This window comes from Variovorax sp. OV329 (genome assembly GCF_900114785.1).
In the GTDB taxonomy this organism is placed as follows: Bacteria; Pseudomonadota; Gammaproteobacteria; order Burkholderiales; family Burkholderiaceae_C; genus Variovorax.
Genome location: NZ_FOUG01000027.1, coordinates 25,999 through 45,394, shown reverse-complemented (window position 1 = coordinate 45,394; position 19,396 = coordinate 25,999). Strand labels below are relative to the sequence as shown.

Genomic DNA, 19,396 nt, shown 5'->3' with positions numbered 1-19,396 from the left:
GCTGTTCACCCGGTTGTTCCTTCTGGAAAGTTCTGAAGCGTCGTAACTCCAGTCTCCCAGACTCTTCCGGGTGAACAACCTATTGAGACATCACATCTAGCTTGCGGCGGCTGTCTGAACGCAGCGAACGAAGTTCGCGGAGTGAGTTCCGCCGCGGGGCCGGTCTCGCGAGCAGCACAGGGCAGTCGGCGCCAAAGGCGACGACCGCCCAAGTGGCGCGCTGCGCACACAGCGGCACACAGGCCTTTGACCCGCCCCGAACAACACCACCGCTGCACACAGAACTTTGACCCGCCCCGAACAACGTCATCGCTCAGGCCTTGCCCGAAAAACTACTCCGAAACCTCAGGAGAGTCAGGAGAAACAGACCCCTTGCGACGAGACTTGCGGGCATCCTTCTTGGCCTGCCGCTCCGCATCCTTGCGCTCCCCCTCGGCGAGCCACGACGCGAACTCTTCAGGCGTCTCCAAAGACACTCGCCCAAGAATCGCCGCGCGGAATTCGTTCATCACGATCTCCGCCGCCTTCTGCATGTTCACGCGTCCCTTGCCCAGCAGCGCGCCACGCTTGCGTCCGATGGCTTCGAGCACTTCCTCGTCGCGCATCTGCGCGATCGGCTCGCTCAGCTTGAAGCGCGCCTCCAGCAAGGGCGCATAGTGCTGGCGCAAATAGTCGAGCAGTTCCAGCGCCACCTCTTCCTCGTCGTAGGCATTGCGGCCGACGGCGCCGCTCGCCGCCAGGTTGTAGCCGCTCTTGTCCACGATGATGCGCGGCCAGAGCATGCCCGGCGTGTCCCACAAGTAGAAGTCGTCGGCCAGCGTGATGCGCTGCTCCAGCTTCGTGATGCCTGCCTCGTCGCCCGTCTTCGCCTTGCGCTCGCCCTTCAAGGTGTTGATCAGCGTCGACTTGCCCACGTTGGGCACGCCGCAGATCAGCACCCGCATCGGCTTGGCCATGCCGCCACGATTGGGCGCCAGCGCGTGGCAGGCCGCGACCAGCTTCTGCGCCGGGGCACGCTCGCTCGCGTCCAGCGCGATGGCGCGCGTCTCGGGTTGCGCGTTGTAGTGCGCCAGCCAGCGCGCTGTCACCACGGGGTCGGCCAGGTCCTGCTTGTTGAGCACCTTCAGCCGCGGCTTGTGGCCGGTCAGCGCGTGCAGCATCGGATTGGCGCTGGAGCCGGGCAAACGCGCGTCGAGCAACTCGATCACCACGTCGATCTCCGTCATGCGCTCGGCAATCGCCTTCTTGGTCACGTGCATGTGACCGGGAAACCACTGGATGGGCATGCGTTCTACTTGTCTTCAGGCAATCGACTGAGCCGCCTTCGCGCCCTGGTAGGCGCTGTACAGGCGCTCGAACACCGGGCCGGGCTTGCCGGTGCCGATGGGCTGTCCATCGAGCAGCACCACCGGCAGCACTTCCTTGCTGGCCGAGCTGATCATCAGCTCGTCGGCGCCATGCACCTGCGCCGCATCGATGGGCATCAGCGCAAAGGGAATGCCCTCCTGCTCGCACAGCTCGCGGATCAGCTCGTAGCGGATGCCCTCCAGCACGTGTTCGCTCTTGGGCACGCCGTACACCGCGCCGTCGCGCACGATCCAGACGTTGGACGACGACGCCTCGGTCAGTTGCCCCTCGCGGAAGAGCAGGGTCTCGGTGGCGCCCACGTCGGCCGACACCTGGCGCGCCATCACGTTGCCCAGCAGCGAAGTGCTCTTGATGTCGCCGCGCTCCCAGCGGAAGTCCTCTGCCGTCACGCAGGCCACTCCCTCGCGCACCGTCTGCGCACCGGGCCGCTTCATGGCCGAGACCATGATGAATACCGTGGGCTCGATGTCCTTGGGCATCACGTGGTCGCGCACCGCCACGCCGCGCGAGACCTGGATGTAGATCATCTGGTCCTCGCTGGCGTGCGCGGCAATCAGCTTGCGGCAGCGCTCCAGCCATTCCTCGGCGCTGTGCGGATTGGCAATGCGCAGCTTGCCCAGGTTGCGGTCCAGCCGCGCCAGGTGCTGCTCGAAACGGAACAGCTTGCGTCCGTACACCGGCACCACGTCGTAGATGCCGTCGCCGAAGATGAAGCCGCGATCAAGCACCGAGACCTTGGCCTGGTTGAGCGGCGTGTACTCGCCGTTGAGGTAGCAGAGGGTGTCAGGCAGTTGGTCGATCATCTGGAGGGGCTCGCGGTACGGGTGGCGGTCATGTGGGAAAAGCGCCATCATGCATCGTCGACAACGCGAAAGGGAGAGCACAACATGCAAATCCAGGTCAACGCCGGCAACGGCATCGACAACAAGGAGACGCTGGAACGGTGGGCGGAAGGCGAGCTGCGGCAGGGCCTGAGCCGCTTCGCCGCGGAGATCACCCGCGTGGAGGTGCACCTGGCCGGCGGCACGCCCGACAAGGGCGGCGCCAGCGACAAGCGCTGCACGATGGAAGCGCGCCTGCCGCGGCACAGCGCGCTGGCAGTCACGCACCACGCCAGCGGAACCGACGAGGCCTTCCGCGGCGCACTGGACAAGCTGCGGCACCTGCTGGACAACAAGCTCGGCCGCAGCGCCGACCATCGGCGGCGCGACACGATCCGCAACAGCGCCGACGCCGACGACGCCGTCCCTCTGCGGGACGAACCGGCCGACTAGCCGCTTGTGCGACCCGCAGCGCTCAGGCGCGGGCCGCGGCCGCCATGCCCTTGGCCACCTCGTTGCTGCCCTGAGCCGTGCCACTCTGCGGCACCTGCTCGTCGTCGCGATCGGTCACTTCGGCCAGGCGCGCAGCCAGCGCTTCGGGCGCATGATCGCCGATGCCGATGTAGGCACCTTGCGTGAGCGTGATGTGCGCCGCCTCGAAGGTGCCCGCGCCGGCGCACAGGATGGTGCGGTTGGGCGCCTGCTCGCTGGCTAGCACCAGCATCGCGGGCACCACGGCCTCGGGCTTGAAGGCTTCCAGCATCTGCGGCGGGAACAGGTCCTCGGTCATGCGCGTGGCCGCCGTCGGCGCCAGGCAGTTCACGCGGATGTCGTTCTTCGCGCCTTCGATGCTGAGGGTCTGCATCAGGCCCACCAGCGCCAGCTTGGCGGCGCCGTAGTTGGCCTGGCCGAAGTTGCCGTACAGGCCCGAGGACGAGGTGGTCATGACGATGCGGCCGTACTTCTGCTCGTTCATCAGCGCCCACACGGCCTTGGTGCAGTGCACCGCTCCCATCAGGTGAACGTCGACCACCAATTGGAAGTCCGCCAGTTCCATCTTCGAAAAACTCTTGTCGCGCAGGATGCCGGCGTTGTTCACCAGGATGTCGACGCGGCCCCAGGCGTCCACCGCCTGCTGCACCATGGCCTGAACCGCGGCGAAGTCGGTCACCGACGCGCCATTGGCCAGGGCCTCGCCGCCGGCCGCCTTGATCTCGTCCACCACCGCCTGCGCCGCCGTGGAAGAGCCGCCGGTGCCGTTCACGGTGCCGCCCAGGTCGTTGACCAGCACCTTGGCGCCGCGTGCGGCCAAAGCCAGCGCATGCTGGCGGCCCAGGCCGCCGCCGGCGCCGGTGACGATGGCCACGCGGCCCTTGAAGCCGATCTTGTCGTGGGTGCTGCTGCTGCTCATGGTCGAAGGTCCTGCGTAGTCTCGATGTCGTTGGAATAAAGGAAAGGGACGCGCTGTCGCCCCGCAGCCCTTCTCAGGGCTCGCGCGGCACAGGAAAGCTAAAGGGACGCGACGGCCGCGCGCCTGCGCAGGCCGAGCCGGTCGGCGGACACGTACTGCTGGCGATAGATCTCGAAGGGCATGGTGTCGCCGTCCTCGATCTTCTGCTGTGCGTCCACCGAGTCCTGCGTCATCTGCTCGAAATGCGCCTGCTCATGCTCGGCCCAGGGCAGGCCGTCGATGTACTCGCGCGTCGATTCCGACTGCGCGCGCACGAAGGACACGAAGGAGTTGTCATGGTCTCGCGCCATGGCCGCCAGCACGCGGGCCGAAGGCAGGCTGTCGGGCGACTGCAGCGCAGCGGCTGCGTCGCGCACGGCCTGCGCATGCAGCTCGCCGCCATGCGCCGCGTCGAGGGCGGCGGCGATCGGGCCGAGCTGCGCGATCAACTCCGCGCCCCACGCCGCCAGGCCAAGCTCGCGGCCCGCACGCTGCAGCTTCAGGCCGGGCTCGCGGCCACGCGCTGCCGTCAGGTGCTGGTTGCGCGCCAGCTCGGCGATTTCCGCCGGCGTGTCGTCGGGGCTGTCGGTGAGCAGGCAGTGCATCAGGAACACGTCCAGGAAGCGCATGGTCGATGCACGGATGCCCACAGGCTCGAAGGGGTCCAGGTCCATCAGCCGCACCTCGATGTACTCCACGCCGCGCTCGCGCAGCGCGTGCAGCGGGCGCTCGCCGGTGAAGATGGTGCGCTTGGGGCGGATGGTGCCGTAGAACTCGTTCTCGATCTGCAGCAGCGTGGTGGCCAGCTGGTTGTATTCGCCGCCCGGGCCCTGGATGCCGATGGCCTCGTAGGCAGGCCAGGGGTGCGTGAGTGCGTCTTCCAGCGAGGCGCCGTAGCCGTCCAGGCTGTTGTAGCTCACGGCGAGCGAGGCCTGCGCATCGCTCTGGTAGCCGAGCCGGCCCATGCGCAGCGACGTGCCGTGCGGCATGTGCATGCTGCCTTCGCCGAGCGGCTGCAGCTCGTGCTCGCGGCCGGCCACGAAGGTGGAACACAGCGACGGCGATGCACCGAAGAGGTAGAGCAGAAGGAAGGCGTTGCGGCGGAAGTTGCGGATCAGCCCGAAGTACTGCTCGCTGCTCACTTCAGGCAGCGACCAGTTGTAGTGGATGCCCGAGATGGTCTGCATGCGCCGGCCATAGCGGTAGGCCAGGCCCATGCGGTAGACGCTCTTGGCGCGACCCACGTTGGAGGAGCCGTAGCGCCCGATCGGAATGGTTTCGTCCGCCGGCAGGCCGCAGGGCATGCTCGAGACCCACAGGCGCTCGTCGCCTTCCTTCAGCGCACGGTAGCTGAACTGGTGGATGCGGGTCAGCTCGGCCAGGCAGGCTTCCACCTCGGTGTGGGCGCCGGTGATGAGCTCCACCTGCGATTCGCTGAAATCGGTGGTGATGTGGGGGTGGGTCAGCGCCGAACCCAGCGCCGCGGGGTGCGGCGTCAGGGCCAGCCGGCCGTCGGGCTGGGCCCGCAGGCTTTCCTTCTCGATGCCGCGGCGCATGCCCAGCAGACGCGCGGTCGAGAGCGCGTCCACACGCTCCTGCAATGTGCTCATTTCCATAGGACCGGTCGTTCTTTTGTGGGGCTGGAAGTTAGCATGCCCCGCCAAGACCTGCTCGGGGACGGTCAAGCGCCCCCGGCGGCCGCTAGCGGGCCAGCACCTTCAGCAGCCAGGCGTTGAGATCGGCGATCTCCTCCATGCAGACCGAGTGCGCCATCGGGTACTCGTGCCAGTCGACCTGGTAGCCCAGCGCCTGGAGCGCGTCGCGGGTGGCGGTGGCGCGCTGCAGCACCACCACCGGGTCGGCGCTGCCATGGGCCAGGAAGATGGGCGTGTCGTGGTTGGCGCCGTGGCGCTCGGCTTCCAGCGTCGCTGCGAGGGGCAGGTAGCCCGACAGCCCCACGATGCCAGCCAGCTTTTCCTTGTGGCGCAGGCCCGTCATCAGCGCCATGGCGCAGCCCTGGGAGAAGCCGGCCACCACGATGCGGTCGGCGGCGATGCCGCGCGACTTCTCCTTCTCGATGACCGCCTCGATGCTGGCCTGCGAACGGCGCAGGCCCGCCTCGTCCTCGCGCTGCACCAGGTTCGGGCCGTAGATGTCGTACCAGGCCGGCATCTGGTAGCCGCCGTTGATGGTGACCGGCATCACCGGCGCGTTCGGGAAAACGAAACGCACCGGGCCCACGCTGGACAGGTCCAGCTCCTGCGCGATGGGCACGAAGTCGTTGCCGTCGGCGCCCAGGCCGTGCATCAGCACGATGGAGGCGGTGGGGTTCGGGGCGGTCTCGATTTCGATGGGAGGGAGGGACATGGGTGCCGCTTCGCTTCTGGAGAAAAAAGAGGGGGATGCAGGGATTGTCGTGGCTCAGCGCCGGTCGCGCCGCTCGCGCGCGCGGCGCACCTGGCGGCTCTGGGCGGCCTGCTCGGCCGCGCGCTTCTCCGCGCCCTTCTTCGCGCGGCGCCTGTTGGAGAGCCAGCGGCCCAGCACGAAGCTGCCCAGGCCGCTCACCACGACGATGACCAGGCCGATGATGCCGATGCTGTCCACCATCATTGCACCCGCACGATGGAAGTGGGCTTGAAGCCCAGGTCGGCCGCCTTGCCCTTGCGTCCGCGACCGGCGCGGGCGTTGTTGAGCGAACGGATCTCCAGCGTCTCGTCGCGCGGCTTGCCGCCGCGGCCGATGCCTTCGATCTTCACGCTGCGCGTGTAGGCTGCGGCGCCGGCGAGGGTGTCCTTGGCATCCAGGTCGATCAGCGTGAGGCCGCGGCCACCCTTGGGCAGCGCCTTCAGTTCGGCGATCTCGAAGGTCAGGATGCGTCCGCCCGTGGACGCGCAGGCCACGTGCGTGGCCATGGACTGCGGCTCGGCACCGCTGGCCCCGCCCACCAGCGAGGGCCGGCACAGGCCCTCGCCCTCGCCCACGTCGATGAAGGCCTTGCCGCCACGCTGGCGCGACATCATGTTCTCCACCGTGGCGATGAAGCCGTAGCCGCCGGTGTTGGACAGCAGCAGGCTGGCGCCCACCGGGCCGGCGAAGAAATGCTGCACCTGCGTGCCGCTTTCCAGGTCGATGAGCGTGGTCACCGGCTGGCCGTCGCCGCGCCCGCCGGGCAGCGAAGCCACCGCCACGGTGTAGACGCGCACGCTCTTGTCCTTGGCGGTGCCGAACACCAGCAGCGTGTCGACGCTGCGGCATTCGAAGGCCTCGTAGAGCTCGTCGCCGGACTTGAAGCTGTATTCCGCCGGCGCGCTTCGATCGGCCGCCCAGCCCTTCTGGGTGCGCACCCAGCCCTTCTGCGACACGATCACCGTCACCGGCTCGTCGACCACGCGCACCTCGGCCACGGCGCGCTTCTCGGCCTGGATGAGGGTGCGGCGCTCGTCGCCGAAGGTCTTGGTGTCCTGCTCGATTTCCTTGATGAGCAGGCGGCGCAGCGTGGCCGGATTGCCCAGCACTTCTTCGAGCTTCTTCTGGTCCTCGCGCAGGTTGGCAAGCTCCTGCTCGATCTTGATGGCTTCCAGCCGGGCCAGTTGGCGCAGGCGGATTTCCAGGATGTCCTCGGCCTGGCGATCCGACAGCTTGAAGCGCGCGATCAGCGCCGCCTTGGGGTCCTCGGCGGCGCGGATGATGGCGATCACTTCGTCGATGTTCAGCAGCACCAGCTGCCGGCCTTCGAGGATGTGGATGCGGTCCAGCACCTTGTCCAGGCGGTACTGCGAGCGGCGCTGCACCGTCTTCGCACGGAACTCCACCCATTCGCTCAGGATCTGGCGCAGCGACTTCTGCACCGGCTTGCCGTCGATGCCCACCATCGTCAGGTTGATGGGGGCGGAGCTTTCCAGCGAGGTGTGGGCCAGCAGCGTCGTGATGAACTCTTCCTGGCTGATGCGGCTGGTCTTGGGCTCGAACACCAGGCGCACCGGCGCGTCCTTGCTCGATTCGTCGCGCACCACGTCGAGCACCGAGAGCACCGCGGCCTTCAACTGCGTCTGCTCCGCGCTGAGCGCCTTCTTGCCGGCGCGCACCTTGGGGTTGGTGAGTTCCTCGATCTCCTCCAGCACCTTCTGCGAGCTCACGCCCGGGGGCAGCTCGTTGACCACCAGCTGCCACTGGCCGCGCGCCAGGTCCTCGATCTTCCAGCGCGCGCGCACCTTGATCGAGCCGCGGCCGGTGCGGTAGGCCTCGGCGATGTCGGCCGGGCTGCTGATGATCTGCGCGCCACCCGGATAGTCGGGGCCGGGGATCATGCCGGCCAGTTCCTCGTCGCTCAGCTTGCCGCCGCTCTTGACGAGCGCCATGCAGGCATCGGCCACCTCGCGCAGGTTGTGGCTGGGGATCTCGGTGGCCAGGCCCACGGCGATGCCGCTGGCGCCGTTGAGCAGCACGAAAGGCAGGCGCGCGGGCAGCAGCCGGGGCTCGTCGGTGCTGCCGTCGTAGTTGGGCACGAAGTCCACCGTGCCCTCGTCGATCTCGTCGAGCAGCAGGCTGGTGATGCGCGACAGGCGCGCCTCGGTGTAGCGCATGGCCGCCGCGCCGTCGCCGTCGCGGCTGCCGAAGTTGCCCTGGCCGTCCACCAGCGGGTAGCGCTGCGCGAAGTCCTGCGCCATGCGCACCAGCGCGTCGTAGGCCGCCTGGTCGCCGTGCGGATGGAAGCGGCCCAGCACGTCGCCCACCACGCGGGCGCTCTTCACGGGCTTGGCGCCCACGGTGCCGTTGGCGCCGCCGAAGCCCAGGCCCATGCGCGACATCGAATACAGGATGCGGCGCTGCACAGGCTTCTGGCCGTCGCACACGTCGGGCAGCGCGCGGCCCTTCACGACGGAAAGCGCGTATTCCAGGTAGGCCTGCTGCGCGTAGTCGGCCAGGGTCAGGCCGCCGTCATCATCGGGCGGCGGAAGGTCGAGCGTGGGTTGTTCGGAATCCATAAGAAAACAGGCTACTCAAGAAAATTTGAAAGTCGGATGCGCAAGAAGATCAGGGCGTCTCAGGCAGGGCCGGTGCGGCCGGCATCGCCATGCCCGGCGGCGGCACGTTGCCGCGGCCGATCGCGCCGCCCTTGGGGCCTGCCAGCTCCATGCGCACGCGGCCAGGCTTGCCACCACCCGTGCCGGCACGAAGTGCTGCCTCGGGCTTGAGGTAGGCGTACAGCTGCATGACGGTGGCGACGTAGTTGCGCGTCTCGGGGTAGTTGGGAATGCGGTTGCCCGCCTTCTGCACCGCGCCCTCGCCGGCGTTGTAGGCAGCCAGCGCCAGGTCCAGCCGGCCAGGGAAGAGGACGATCAGGTCGGCAAGGTAGCGCGAGCCTGTGGCCACGTTCTGGCGCGGGTCGAAGAGCTTGGCCTCGACGGTGGCGCGTGCGTCGCCGCGCACGCCGTAGCGCGCAGCCGTGTCGGGCATCACCTGCATCAGGCCCAGCGCGCCCTTGGGCGACACGGCCTGCGGGTCGAAGCCCGATTCGGTGGCCACCAGGGCCTGCAGCAGTTCGTAGTCGATGTCGTGCCGGTGCGCCGCGTCGCGCAGCGCCCGCTTGGCGTTCCTGTAGCCGGGCGAGGCATCGAACATGGCCAGCAGGCTGCGCTGCGCGGCCGTGGACCCGCCGCGGCCTGCGCCCGCGCCCGGCAGGCCGGCTGCCGTGTCGAAGCTCTGGCCCGCCTTGAAGAAGAGCTGGTAGCGCGCATCCAGCGGCTCGGACGCGAAATGCGCCACGCCCTTCTCGTCCACGTAGCCGTAGATGCTGGCGGCCTGCGCGAGCGGCCACAGCGCCGCCATGCCCAGTGCGATCAGCACCGTGCGCAGGCGAAGACCAGGCTTCGCGCGTTGCAGTTGGTCAGACGTCCATCTGGACATCGCCCAGCCCGGCTTGAATGTTGTCGTCCATCGGATCTCGTTGAATCGATTCGAACGCACGGCCGGGCGCTTGCCCGATCAGACATCGACCTCCACGTCGTCGCCGCGCAGTTCCATGAGTTCGCGCCGCGCCGCCGCCTCGCCCTTGCCCATGAGCTTGGTGATCTCGCCCTGCGTCTGCGAGAAGTCCAGCTTGCCCAGGCGCACCTGCAGCAGGCGACGGGTGTCGGGGTTGAGGGTGGTCTCCCACAACTGCTCGGCGCTCATTTCGCCCAGGCCCTTGAAGCGGCTGATGGTCCAGGCGCCTTCGCGCACGCCGTCCTTGCGCAGCTTGTCCAGGATGGCGGTGAGTTCGCCCTCGTCCAGCGCGTAGAGCTTGGCGGCCGGCTTCTTGCCGCGCGCCGGCGCGTCCACGCGGAACAGCGGCGGCTTGGCAACGTAGACGTGGCCGGTGTCGATCAGCTTCGGGAAGTGGCGGAAGAAGAGCGTGAGCAGCAGCACCTGGATGTGCGAGCCGTCCACGTCCGCGTCGGACAGGATGCAGACCTTGCCGTAGCGCAGGCCCGAGAGGTCAGGCGTATCGTCCGGGCCGTGCGGGTCCACGCCGATGGCCACCGAGATGTCGTGGATCTCGGTGTTGGCGAACAGGCGGTCGCGCTCCACCTCCCAGGTGTTGAGCACCTTGCCACGCAGCGGCAGGATGGCCTGCGCTTCCTTGTCGCGGCCCATCTTGGCGCTGCCGCCGGCCGAGTCGCCCTCGACCAGGAAGACCTCGTTGTGCGCGATGTCCTTGCTCTCGCAATCGGTCAGCTTGCCGGGCAGCACGGCCACGCCGGAGCCCTTGCGCTTCTCGACCTTCTGGCCGGCGCGCTGGCGCGTCTGCGCGGCCTTGATGGCCAGCTCGGCCAGCTTCCGGCCGTAGTCCACGTGCTGATTGAGCCACAGCTCCAGCGCCGGGCGCACGAAGCTGGACACCAGGCGCACCGCGTCGCGCGAGTTCAGGCGCTCCTTGATCTGGCCCTGGAACTGCGGGTCCAGCACCTTGGCCGAGAGCACGTAGGAAGCGCGTGCGAACACGTCCTCGGGCAGCAGCTTCACGCCCTTGGGCAGGAGCGAGTGCAGTTCGACGAAGCTCTTCACCGCGTTGAACAGGCCGTCGCGCAGGCCGCTCTCATGCGTGCCGCCGGCGCTGGTGGGAATCAGGTTGACGTAGCTCTCGCGCACCGGCTGGCCTTCCTCCGTGAAGGCCACGCACCATTCGGCGCCCTCGCCCTCGGCGAAGCTGTCGGCGTTCTTGTCCGCGTAGCCGGTGCCTTCGAAGAGCGGAATGACAGGGTCGCCGTTGAGCGTCTGCATCAGGTAGTCGCGCAGGCCGCCCTTGTAGAGCCATTGCTGCGTGTCCTTTGTCTTCTCGTTGACTAGCGTGACGGCCACGCCGGGCATCAGCACTGCCTTGCTGCGCAGCAGGTGCGTCAGTTCATTGATGGGCAGCGTGTGCGATTCGAAATACTTGCCGTCGGGCCAGGCGCGCACCGTGGTGCCCTGCCGGCGCTCGCCGGATTCGATGGCCCGCACCTGCAGCGGCTCCACCACGTCGCCGGCGGAAAAGGCCAGGCGCGCCACCTGGCCTTCGCGGTGCGACTGCACCTCGAGCCGGGTGGACAGCGCGTTGGTCACGCTCACGCCCACGCCGTGCAGGCCGCCGGAGAAGCTGTAGGCGCCGCCGGAGCCCTTGTCGAACTTGCCACCGGCGTGCAGCCGGGTGAAGACCAGTTCCACCACCGGCGCCTTTTCCTCCGGGTGCAACCCGAATGGAATGCCGCGGCCGTCGTCTTCCACGCTCACCGAGCCGTCGGTATGCAGCGTGACCTTGATCTTCTTGCCAAAGCCGGCCAGCGCCTCGTCCGCGGCGTTGTCCAGCACCTCCTGGATGATGTGCAGCGGGTTGTCGGTGCGGGTGTACATGCCCGGCCGCTGCTTGACGGGCTCGAGCCCCTTGAGGACGCGGATGGACGCCTCGCCGTAGGTACCTGGTTCCTTGCTTGCCATAAGCGGCGGATTCTAGGTCGGCGCCGGTCGCCCGATTTGCAGGCCGATGCCGCGGCGCATCAAAGCACACCAAAGATTTCAACAATGGCGCTGCGCAGGCGACAAGCAGCCGCCGGCCCTTTTGTTTACATTTGCCCGCACCATGAATTCCCCGCAACCCCTGAGCCTGCAGCGCGTGCTGCTGTGCGGCGCCCTGATCGTGACCCTGTCCATGGGCATCCGCCACGGCTTCGGCCTGTGGCTGCAGCCGATCACGCAGGCGCAGGACTGGTCGCGCCAGACCTTCTCCTTCGCCCTGGCGGTGCAGAACCTCTCGTGGGGCGTGATGGGCGTGTTCGCCGGCATGATGGCCGACAGGATCGGCGCCTCCAAGGTGCTGATGATGGGCGCGCTGGTCTACGCGCTGGGCATGGCGGGCATGGCCCTGTCGACCACGCCGTTGATGTTCGCCCTGACCACCGGCGTGCTGATCGGCGCCGCCCATGCCTGCACCACCTACGCCGTCATCTACGGCGTGATCGGCCGGCAGATTCCGGCCGAGAAGCGCTCCTGGGCCATGGGCGTGGCGGCCGCGGCCGGCTCCTTCGGCCAGTTCCTGATGGTGCCGGTGGAAGGCCACCTGATCGCCCAGCTGGGCTGGCAGAACGCCCTGCTGGTGCTGGCGGCCGCCACGCTGATCATCGCCCCGCTGGCCCTGGGCCTGCGCGAGCCGCGCCACACCACCAGCCACGCACACCGCGACCAGAGCATCGCCCAGGCGGTGGCCGAGGCCTTCCGCTACCCCAGCTTCCGCCTGCTGATGGCCGGCTATTTCGTGTGCGGCTTCCAGGTCGTGTTCATCGGCGTGCACATGCCCAGCTACCTGCGCGACAAGGGCCTGGGCCCGGAGGTGGCGAGCTACGCGCTGGCGCTCATCGGCCTCTTCAACGTCTTCGGCACCTACGCCGCCGGCTCGCTGGGCCAGCGCATGGCGCGCCGCAAGATCCTGGCGGCGATCTACTTCGGCCGGGCCATCGCCATCGCCATCTTCCTGGCGGTGCCGATCTCGCCGGTCTCGGTGTACGTGTTCTCGGCGGTGATCGGCTTCCTGTGGCTGTCTACCGTGCCGCCCACCAACGCGATCGTTGCCGGCATCTTCGGCGTGTCGCACCTGTCGATGCTCAGCGGCTTCGTCTTCTTCTCCCACCAGATCGGCTCCTTCCTGGGCGTCTGGCTGGGCGGCTTCCTGTACGACCGCACGGGCAGCTACGACGTCGTCTGGTGGCTGTCCATCGCCCTGGGTGTGTTTGCCGCCATCGTGAACCTGCCGGTGCGCGAAGGCGCCATCGCACGGCCGGTGCGGCCGGCGCCGCAGGCGGCCTGAGGCGCGCGACAATCGAATCCTCATGAGCGCCGCACATCGCCACAACCTGCAACGCACCGCCTGGTGGGCGGCGGCCGTGGCGGCGCTGGGCGCGGTGTTCGCGCTCTACACCCGCCCGGCCTTCCTGGTCACGCTGGTCGACCAGATCTGGGCATGCTTCTGAGCGGCACCGATCCGCACGCCGCGCTGTCGGCGCCCTCGCGCTGGGTCCAGCGCTGGTCGCACCTGCTGCCGGCCGGCGGCCGCGTGCTGGACGTGGCCTGCGGCAGCGGCCGGCACATGAAGTGGCTGGCGGGGCTGGGCCATCCGGTCACCGGCGTGGACCGTGCCGCCGATGCGCTGGCCTCCGCCGGCGCCTTCGGCCCGACGGTGCTGGCCGACATCGAGTCCGGCCCCTGGCCCTTCTCCGGCCAGGCCTTCGATGGCGTGGTCGTCACCAACTACCTCTGGCGCACCCGCCTGCCCGACATCGTGGCCGCAGTGGCCCCCGGCGGCGTGCTGCTGTACGAGACCTTCGCCCAGGGCAACGAGAGCGTGGGCAAGCCCTCCAGGCCGGACTTCCTGCTGGCGCCGGGCGAACTGCTGCGCGCCTGCGCCGGCCTGCGGGTGGTGGCCTACGAGGACGGCTTCCTGCCCTCGCCCGAGCGTTTCGTGCAGCGCATCGCGGCCGTCCGGGCGCCGCAGGACCCGGGGGAAACCCCGCCCCGCTACCCGTTGGCGGTAGAGGGCTGAGGCCCCGGCCGGGGGTCCGGCCCCGGTAGAATGTGGTCTTTTCGTCCTAAAGAGACACCCCCTTGCAGCAGCAACTGACTGGCAGCATCGTCGCGCTCGTGACGCCGATGCATGAAGACGGCAGCGTCGACTACCCGGCCCTGCGCCGCCTGATCGACTGGCACATCGAAGAAGGCACCGACTGCCTCGGCGTGGTCGGCACCACGGGCGAGTCGCCCACGGTCGATGTCGAGGAGCATTGCGAGATCATCCGCGTCTCGGTCGAGCAGGCCAAGGGGCGCGTGCCCGTCATGGCGGGCTGCGGTGCCAACTCCACCAAGGAAGCCATCGAGCTGGCCAAGTACGCCAAGGGCGTGGGCGCCGACTCGCAGCTGCAGGTCGTTCCCTACTACAACAAGCCCACGCAAGAGGGCCAGTTCCAGCACTTCAAGGCCATCGCCGAAGCCGTGGGCGACCTGCCCATCGTGCTGTACAACGTGCCCGGCCGCACCGTGGCAGACATGGCGCACGACACCGTGGTCCGCCTCGCCAAGGTGTCCGGCATCGTCGGCATCAAGGAAGCCACCGGCAACATCGAGCGGGCCCAGTGGCTCATCCGCGATGTGCCGAAGAATTTCGCCGTCTATTCGGGCGACGACCCGACCGCCGTGGCGCTCATGCTGTGCGGCGGCCAGGGCAACATCAGCGTCACGGCCAACGTGGCGCCGCGCAAGATGCACGAGCTGTGCGTGGCGGCCATCGCCGGCGATGCGCGGCGCGCCATGCAGATCCAGATGGAACTTCTGCCGCTGCACCGGCATCTGTTCGTGGAGCCCAATCCGATTCCCGTGAAGTGGGCCATGTCCCGTCTCGGCCTGTGCGGCGGCGCCATGCGCCTGCCCCTGACCGAATTGTCCGAAGGGGCCCGCCCCGTGGTTGAAGCCGCTCTGCGCCAGAGCGGCCTGCTCAAGGATTGATCCAACCAAGTCGCCTTCTGACTCTGCAGCAAGCCGGCAAGCCAAGGCCCCCGCGCCCCGCCAAGACCGGCCTCCTAGAGCGCTGAAGCGCCCACCCCCAATCAGGAAGATGACCTTGAAAACTCTTTCGCGCCTCGCGTTGCTGGCCCTTGCCGCCAGCCTTGCAGCCTGCTCCGTGTTCGAGAGCGACAAGATCGACTACAAGAGCGCCGGCAAGGTGCCGACGCTGGAAGTACCGCCCGACCTCACCCAGCTGACCCGCGACAACCGCTACGCCATCCCCGGGGGTGCGGTGTCCGCCAACGCGATGCAGGCCGGCATGACCAACGCGCCCAGCGCGCCCACGGCCGTCAACGCCATCGGCGACGTGCGCCTGGAGCGCAACGGCACGCAGCGCTGGCTGGTGGTCAACCGCGCGCCCGACCAGATCTGGGATTCGATCCGCGACTTCTGGCAGGAGAACGGCTTCCTGCTGACCACCGACCAGCGCAACATCGGCATCATGGAAACCGACTGGGCCGAGAACCGTGCCAAGCTGCCGCAGGACATCATCCGCGGCACGCTGGGCAAATTGGTCGACTCGGTGTATTCCACCGGCGAACTGGACCGTTTCCGCACGCGCCTGGAGCAAAGCGGCGGCAGCACCGAGATCTTCGTGAGCCACCGCGGCATGACCGAGGTCTACTCCAACAGCGCCAAGGACCAGACCATCTGGCAGCCGCGCCCGGCCGACCCCGAACTCGAAACCGAATTCCTGCGCCGCCTGATGGTCAAGCTGGGCGTGTCGCAGGAGCAGTCCAAGGCGCTGGTCGCCGCGGGCGGCGCCCCGGCTTCGCAACGCGCCACGGTCAGCACCGACGGCAACGGCATGCCCACCGTGCGCATCAACGAGAACTTCGACCGCGCCTGGCGCCGTGTCGGCCTGACGCTGGACCGCACCGGCTTCACCGTGGAAGACCGCGACCGCGCCGCCGGCACCTACTTCGTGCGCTACGTGCCGCCGGACCGCAAGGAGCCGGGCACCTGGGCCAAGCTGATCACCTTCGGCCAGGCCGGCAAGGACCTCAAGCCGTTGAAGCTGCGTGTGCAGGTCAAGAGCCAGGGCGACCTGAGCACGGTGAGCGTGCTCAACGAAGCCGGCGCGCCCGACAACAGCGAAAGCGCGAAGAAGATCGTCCAGGTCATTGCCGACGACATGAAGTGAGAGCCTGCCCGTTGACGGGCAAGGCGATCCTCCTGCACAGCGTGAACAGGCCCTAGCCGATGCTGCGATTTCGAAGCCTCGGCAGCGGCAGCAGCGGCAACGCCACGCTGATCGAGGCCGGCAACGGCCACACCACCAGCCGCGTGCTGGTGGATTGCGGCTTCGGGCTGCGCCACCTCGAGGCGCGCCTCGAACGCGCAGGGCTGGCAGCCACGGACATCGACGCCCTCTTCATCACCCACGAGCACGGCGACCACATCGGTTGCGCGCATGCCTTCTCACGCCGCCACGGCACCGCCGTGTGGATGAGCGAAGGCACCTGGATGGCCAGCGGCGCGCGCGACTACGAGGGGCGCCTGAACTTCGCGCGCGACGGCGAAGCCATTGCCGTCGGCGACATGCAGGTCAGGCCCTTCACCGTGCCGCACGACGCACGCGAGCCGCTGCAGCTGCGCTGCACCGACGGTGCGCGCCACCTGGGTGTGCTCACCGACCTGGGCCATGCCACGCCACATGTGCTTGCCCAATTGGGCGGGCTCGATTCGCTGCTGCTGGAGTTCAACCACGACGTGGACCTGCTGGGGGTGTCGAGTTATCCGCCCTTTCTCAAGCAGCGCGTGGGCGGCAAGTGGGGACACCTGTCGAACGACGCAGCAGCGGGCATCGCGGCCGCGCTGTGCCACGGCGCCATCCGGCATCTGGTGGCCGCGCACCTGAGCGAGCAGAACAACCGGCCCGACATCGTCCGCCAGGCGATGGCGCAGGTGCTGGGTGCCCATGCGGACGAGATGCTCACGGCCAACGCGGCCGAGGGCACGCCCTGGCTGGACGTCTAGTCGCGCAGGCGCGCGCCCCGGAAGCAAAAAGCCGCCCGAGGGCGGCTTTTTGTTTGAGGCGTCGAACGCCAGCAGTCTGCGAGCTATTGCTTCGGCGGTGCGTTGGCGGCCGCGTCAGCCGCCGCCTTGCGTGCGGCCTCGACGGCCTTGTTCGCTTCGTCGAGCGCGGCCTGCGAGTCGGGTGCGGGCGTGCCCGGCGTTGCAGCAGGCGCTGCGGGCGAAGGCGCCACGACAGGCGGCGGTGCGGGTGCAGGTGTGACAGCAGCAGGTGGCGTGGTCGTGCTCGTCGCCGGCGTCGCGGCTTCCTGCTTGTTGCAGGCAGTGAGTGCAGCGGCGCCGATCAGTGAGGCGATGAGCCAGGCGGACTTGTTCATGAAAGCTCCTTGAATGCGAGTCGGGAACACGAAAAAATTCTAGACCCGCACCCTGCCCGCAAGCCGCTTCAGGCGTGTATCAAACGGTGTTTGCGGCCTTGGCCTACAAGCCCAGCGTGGTGATCGGAAAGCCTTCGCGGCTGCTGCGCAGGCACTCGTCGAGCTGCTCGCGCAAGGCTCGGCGACTCATGGCATCGGTACCCGCGTGGCCACGGCAGCGCTCAACATCCAGGCGCCGCAGTGCCCAGGTAGGCGTCCAGATCGCGCTGGGCACCGTGGGCAGGCCGGCACCGCGGCACACGCGCGCATCGACGATGTGGCCCCACATGCGCCTCCAGTGGACGAAGCGTGCGTGATGGCGCTCGAACACGTCGTAGCGCTCGGCCAGCAGCGTGAGACGGCGGCCTGCGGAGGACCACTGCTGCATGGCATCGGCCACCACGCGCTCGCCCAAGGGCCAGTCGACGAAATCGGGGTCGCTCCAGGTCCACTCGCGCCAGCCTTCACGCGCTGCGGCATCAAGGGCAGTCCTGATCAGCTGCGCGAATTCGTCGGGCCCCGCGAATGGGCCGGAGGGAAGCACTGCGGCATTGATGCCCGATGCTTCATTCGGCATGGGCCCACCCCGCGTCGCACCAGTCGCGCATCAGCTCGATCGCATCCTTGCTCGCGCCGCGCAGGTCTGTGGCTTGAAGCTCGCGCCGGTCCGCGAGACGGCGCATCAGGGTGGCGTCCCGCCCGCCCGCGCGAAAGCTCTCGCCGTTGATGTAGATGTGGCGTGCGTCGTAGAGCATGCGCGTGCGCCGGTCCAGGGCCACGCGCTGCCAGGGCTCGTCGGGCACATGCGCGTCGTCGTCGAACCACACGTTGGCCTTGGGCTCGGTCATCGATTCGCCCAGCGCGCGCTCGATGGCGTCGGGCTCGCGCAGCGCCAGCGCGACGGCCTCGCGCGCGAAAGCCTGCAGGGCTTCGGGCATGGCGGCGGGTGCGGTGACGGCGCCTTGCGTCGGATCACGGTAGTGCGTGTGCGATGCAGAAGTCGGCGACGCGTGCTCCAGCTCTTCCGCATGTGCCTCGGCCACGCGCGCGAGCAGGTCGGCGCCCAGGTGGCGCTTGGCGGGCGAGCGCAGGCCGATGGAATAGGTCATGCAGTCGCCGCCTTCGGCAACCCCGTCGTGCGCATAGCGCGGCGGCAGGTAGAGCATGTCGCCGGGCTCCAGCACGAAGCTCTGCTCGGGCTCGAAGTTCTCCAGGATCTTCAGCGGCACGCCTTCCTGCAGCCGCATGTCGCGCTGCCGCCCGATGGACCAGCGGCGCCTGCCCGCCGCCTGCAGCAGGAACACGTCGTAGCTGTCGAAGTGCGGGCCCACACCGCCCTGGTCGCTGGCGTAGCTGATCATCAGGTCGTCCAGGCGCGCATCCGGGAGGAAGCGGAACTGCCGCAGCAGCGCGTGGATGCCGGCGTGGTGCAGGTCCACGCCCTGCACCAGCAGCGTCCACCCGGGCCGCGTGGCGGGCGGCAATGCGCGCCGGCCGAAGGGGCCCTGGCGCAGCGTCCAGCCCTTGGCGCCGTGCTGGATCAGGCGCGACTCGACACCCTCCTGGCCAGCAAGGTCGAACAGTTCGGCACGCGCGATCGGTGGCACCATGTCGGGCACGGCGCCGCGGACCAGAAGGGGCTTTTTCTGCCAGTAGCGGCGCATGAATTGCTGCGGGCTGATATTGCCCAGCAGCGCCAGTGGCGATTGGATGTCCATGGGAGAATTCTCGCTTATGGAAATCACTGAACAATGCGTGGTCGCGCTGACCTGGAAGCTCAAGGACACGCTGGGCGAACTGCTCGACGAGCTCGATGAGCCGGTCGAGTTCCTGGTGGGCGGCGACGACCTGCTCAAGCCCATCGAAGCCGCGCTGCAGGGCCACGGCCCGGGCGCCACGCTGCAACTTCACATCGAGCCGGAGGAAGCCTTCGGCGACTACGACGAGGAGCGCGTGTTCCTCGAGCCGCGCACCATCTTCCCTACGGAACTGGAAGAAGGCATGACCTTCGACGGCGCCGCGCTGCCCAAGGGCCACAGCGATGGCATGCCCAAGGACCTGCTCTACACCGTGACCGAGATCTACCCGGAGCACGTGGTGCTGGACGGCAACCATCCGCTGGCCGGCATCGCCCTTCGCATCGAGCTCAAGGTGGAATCCGTGCGCGAGGCTACCGAGGACGAGATCGGCAGCGGCAGCGCGGGCACCGGCTTCTTCAAGGTGCAGCCCGCGTCGCCGGGCAACGGCACGCTGCACTGAGCTCGACTCGGGCACGAAAAAGCCGGGCACTGCCCGGC

General features: G+C 68.4%; 20 protein-coding genes. 8 read left to right on the top strand and 12 right to left on the bottom strand.

Features of this window, described 5'->3' with window-relative positions; translation table 11 throughout:
• Positions 1-332: 332 nt before the first annotated feature.
• Positions 333-1,286, bottom strand: coding sequence for a ribosome biogenesis GTPase YlqF (gene ylqF, locus BM345_RS27945; protein ID WP_093386659.1), 954 nt, complete (start codon positions 1,284-1,286; stop codon positions 333-335).
• A 15-nt stretch (positions 1,287-1,301) separates the two neighbouring features.
• Positions 1,302-2,171: a D-amino acid aminotransferase gene (locus BM345_RS27940; RefSeq protein ID WP_093386656.1), complete on the bottom strand. Its 870-nt coding sequence runs from the start codon at positions 2,169-2,171 to the stop codon at positions 1,302-1,304.
• Positions 2,172-2,255: 84 nt separating this feature from the next.
• On the opposite strand from BM345_RS27940, the gene BM345_RS27935 reads away from it, so the two are divergent.
• Entirely contained in the window at positions 2,256-2,642 is a 387-nt protein-coding gene (locus BM345_RS27935; protein WP_093386653.1) for an HPF/RaiA family ribosome-associated protein, read from the top strand.
• A gap of 22 nt (positions 2,643-2,664) precedes the next feature.
• Here BM345_RS27935 and BM345_RS27930 read toward each other — a convergent pair whose 3' ends face one another.
• From BM345_RS27930 to BM345_RS27900, 7 genes are all read right to left on the bottom strand, one after another.
• Positions 2,665-3,600 carry an SDR family NAD(P)-dependent oxidoreductase gene (locus BM345_RS27930; protein ID WP_093386650.1) on the bottom strand — a complete coding sequence of 312 codons (936 nt, stop codon included), beginning with the start codon at positions 3,598-3,600 and terminating at the stop codon, positions 2,665-2,667.
• 98 nt (positions 3,601-3,698) lie between these two features.
• Positions 3,699-5,249: a glutamate--cysteine ligase gene (gene gshA, locus BM345_RS27925; protein ID WP_093386670.1), complete on the bottom strand. Its 1,551-nt coding sequence runs from the start codon at positions 5,247-5,249 to the stop codon at positions 3,699-3,701.
• A 91-nt stretch (positions 5,250-5,340) separates the two neighbouring features.
• Positions 5,341-6,006 carry an alpha/beta hydrolase gene (locus BM345_RS27920; RefSeq protein ID WP_093386647.1) on the bottom strand — a complete coding sequence of 222 codons (666 nt, stop codon included), beginning with the start codon at positions 6,004-6,006 and terminating at the stop codon, positions 5,341-5,343.
• A 54-nt stretch (positions 6,007-6,060) separates the two neighbouring features.
• Positions 6,061-6,249 carry a hypothetical protein gene (locus BM345_RS27915; RefSeq protein ID WP_093386645.1) on the bottom strand — a complete coding sequence of 63 codons (189 nt, stop codon included), beginning with the start codon at positions 6,247-6,249 and terminating at the stop codon, positions 6,061-6,063.
• Entirely contained in the window at positions 6,246-8,624 is a 2,379-nt protein-coding gene (parC, locus tag BM345_RS27910; RefSeq protein ID WP_093386642.1) for a DNA topoisomerase IV subunit A, read from the bottom strand. Before parC ends, BM345_RS27915 begins: the two co-directional genes overlap by 4 nt.
• A gap of 49 nt (positions 8,625-8,673) precedes the next feature.
• Positions 8,674-9,468, bottom strand: a complete 795-nt coding sequence (locus tag BM345_RS27905; RefSeq protein ID WP_254790033.1) for a lytic transglycosylase domain-containing protein — start codon at positions 9,466-9,468, stop codon at positions 8,674-8,676.
• Positions 9,469-9,624: 156 nt separating this feature from the next.
• Positions 9,625-11,595, bottom strand: coding sequence for a DNA topoisomerase IV subunit B (locus BM345_RS27900; RefSeq protein ID WP_093386637.1), 1,971 nt, complete (start codon positions 11,593-11,595; stop codon positions 9,625-9,627).
• A 142-nt stretch (positions 11,596-11,737) separates the two neighbouring features.
• On the opposite strand from BM345_RS27900, the gene BM345_RS27895 reads away from it, so the two are divergent.
• From BM345_RS27895 to BM345_RS27875, 6 genes are all read left to right on the top strand, one after another.
• Complete coding sequence (locus BM345_RS27895) at positions 11,738-12,958, top strand: MFS transporter (RefSeq protein WP_093386634.1); 1,221 nt, start codon at positions 11,738-11,740, stop codon at positions 12,956-12,958.
• A gap of 22 nt (positions 12,959-12,980) precedes the next feature.
• Positions 12,981-13,121, top strand: coding sequence for a hypothetical protein (locus tag BM345_RS30325; protein WP_175545179.1), 141 nt, complete (start codon positions 12,981-12,983; stop codon positions 13,119-13,121).
• Positions 13,112-13,690 carry a class I SAM-dependent methyltransferase gene (locus BM345_RS27890; protein WP_093386632.1) on the top strand — a complete coding sequence of 193 codons (579 nt, stop codon included), beginning with the start codon at positions 13,112-13,114 and terminating at the stop codon, positions 13,688-13,690. The genes BM345_RS30325 and BM345_RS27890 overlap by 10 nt, the downstream gene beginning before the upstream one ends.
• A gap of 62 nt (positions 13,691-13,752) precedes the next feature.
• Positions 13,753-14,646, top strand: a complete 894-nt coding sequence (dapA, locus tag BM345_RS27885; RefSeq protein ID WP_302847598.1) for a 4-hydroxy-tetrahydrodipicolinate synthase — start codon at positions 13,753-13,755, stop codon at positions 14,644-14,646.
• Positions 14,647-14,755: 109 nt separating this feature from the next.
• The gene (gene bamC, locus BM345_RS27880) at positions 14,756-15,850 is read left to right on the top strand and encodes an outer membrane protein assembly factor BamC (protein ID WP_093386629.1); all 1,095 of its coding nucleotides are present in this window, start codon (positions 14,756-14,758) and stop codon (positions 15,848-15,850) included.
• Positions 15,851-15,909: 59 nt separating this feature from the next.
• The gene (locus tag BM345_RS27875) at positions 15,910-16,686 is read left to right on the top strand and encodes an MBL fold metallo-hydrolase (protein ID WP_093386627.1); all 777 of its coding nucleotides are present in this window, start codon (positions 15,910-15,912) and stop codon (positions 16,684-16,686) included.
• Between the two features lie 83 nt (positions 16,687-16,769).
• On the opposite strand, the gene BM345_RS27870 is transcribed toward BM345_RS27875, so the two are convergent.
• From BM345_RS27870 to BM345_RS27860, 3 genes are all read right to left on the bottom strand, one after another.
• Positions 16,770-17,060 (bottom strand): hypothetical protein, encoded by a 291-nt coding sequence (locus BM345_RS27870; protein WP_093386624.1) that lies wholly within the window; start codon positions 17,058-17,060, stop codon positions 16,770-16,772.
• A gap of 103 nt (positions 17,061-17,163) precedes the next feature.
• Entirely contained in the window at positions 17,164-17,676 is a 513-nt protein-coding gene (locus BM345_RS27865; protein WP_093386622.1) for a hypothetical protein, read from the bottom strand.
• The gene (locus BM345_RS27860; protein WP_093386619.1) at positions 17,666-18,817 is read right to left on the bottom strand and encodes a JmjC domain-containing protein; all 1,152 of its coding nucleotides are present in this window, start codon (positions 18,815-18,817) and stop codon (positions 17,666-17,668) included. Before BM345_RS27860 ends, BM345_RS27865 begins: the two co-directional genes overlap by 11 nt.
• Before the next feature lie 16 nt (positions 18,818-18,833).
• Between BM345_RS27860 and BM345_RS27855 the strand changes: the two genes are divergently transcribed.
• A complete protein-coding gene (locus BM345_RS27855) occupies positions 18,834-19,358 on the top strand; it encodes an FKBP-type peptidyl-prolyl cis-trans isomerase (RefSeq protein ID WP_093386617.1) in 525 nt (174 codons plus the stop codon).
• Positions 19,359-19,396: the final 38 nt, after the last annotated feature.

What these genes read in the sequence shown, in the direction of transcription:
- BM345_RS27890 (WP_093386632.1), top strand. Translation starts at nt 13,112, where the DNA reads ATGCTTCTGAGCGGCACCGATCCGCACGCCGCGCTGTCGGCGCCCTCG.
- BM345_RS27860 (WP_093386619.1), bottom strand. Translation starts at nt 18,817, where the DNA reads ATGGACATCCAATCGCCACTGGCGCTGCTGGGCAATATCAGCCCGCAG.
- BM345_RS27940 (WP_093386656.1), bottom strand. Translation starts at nt 2,171, where the DNA reads ATGATCGACCAACTGCCTGACACCCTCTGCTACCTCAACGGCGAGTAC.
- BM345_RS30325 (WP_175545179.1), top strand. Translation starts at nt 12,981, where the DNA reads ATGAGCGCCGCACATCGCCACAACCTGCAACGCACCGCCTGGTGGGCG.
- gshA (WP_093386670.1), bottom strand. Translation starts at nt 5,249, where the DNA reads ATGAGCACATTGCAGGAGCGTGTGGACGCGCTCTCGACCGCGCGTCTG.
- BM345_RS27905 (WP_254790033.1), bottom strand. Translation starts at nt 9,468, where the DNA reads ATGGCGGCGCTGTGGCCGCTCGCGCAGGCCGCCAGCATCTACGGCTAC.
- BM345_RS27915 (WP_093386645.1), bottom strand. Translation starts at nt 6,249, where the DNA reads ATGATGGTGGACAGCATCGGCATCATCGGCCTGGTCATCGTCGTGGTG.
- BM345_RS27875 (WP_093386627.1), top strand. Translation starts at nt 15,910, where the DNA reads ATGCTGCGATTTCGAAGCCTCGGCAGCGGCAGCAGCGGCAACGCCACG.
- BM345_RS27895 (WP_093386634.1), top strand. Translation starts at nt 11,738, where the DNA reads ATGAATTCCCCGCAACCCCTGAGCCTGCAGCGCGTGCTGCTGTGCGGC.
- BM345_RS27865 (WP_093386622.1), bottom strand. Translation starts at nt 17,676, where the DNA reads ATGCCGAATGAAGCATCGGGCATCAATGCCGCAGTGCTTCCCTCCGGC.
- bamC (WP_093386629.1), top strand. Translation starts at nt 14,756, where the DNA reads ATGACCTTGAAAACTCTTTCGCGCCTCGCGTTGCTGGCCCTTGCCGCC.
- BM345_RS27920 (WP_093386647.1), bottom strand. Translation starts at nt 6,006, where the DNA reads ATGTCCCTCCCTCCCATCGAAATCGAGACCGCCCCGAACCCCACCGCC.
- BM345_RS27930 (WP_093386650.1), bottom strand. Translation starts at nt 3,600, where the DNA reads ATGAGCAGCAGCAGCACCCACGACAAGATCGGCTTCAAGGGCCGCGTG.
- BM345_RS27855 (WP_093386617.1), top strand. Translation starts at nt 18,834, where the DNA reads ATGGAAATCACTGAACAATGCGTGGTCGCGCTGACCTGGAAGCTCAAG.
- BM345_RS27900 (WP_093386637.1), bottom strand. Translation starts at nt 11,595, where the DNA reads ATGGCAAGCAAGGAACCAGGTACCTACGGCGAGGCGTCCATCCGCGTC.
- BM345_RS27935 (WP_093386653.1), top strand. Translation starts at nt 2,256, where the DNA reads ATGCAAATCCAGGTCAACGCCGGCAACGGCATCGACAACAAGGAGACG.
- parC (WP_093386642.1), bottom strand. Translation starts at nt 8,624, where the DNA reads ATGGATTCCGAACAACCCACGCTCGACCTTCCGCCGCCCGATGATGAC.
- ylqF (WP_093386659.1), bottom strand. Translation starts at nt 1,286, where the DNA reads ATGCCCATCCAGTGGTTTCCCGGTCACATGCACGTGACCAAGAAGGCG.
- BM345_RS27870 (WP_093386624.1), bottom strand. Translation starts at nt 17,060, where the DNA reads ATGAACAAGTCCGCCTGGCTCATCGCCTCACTGATCGGCGCCGCTGCA.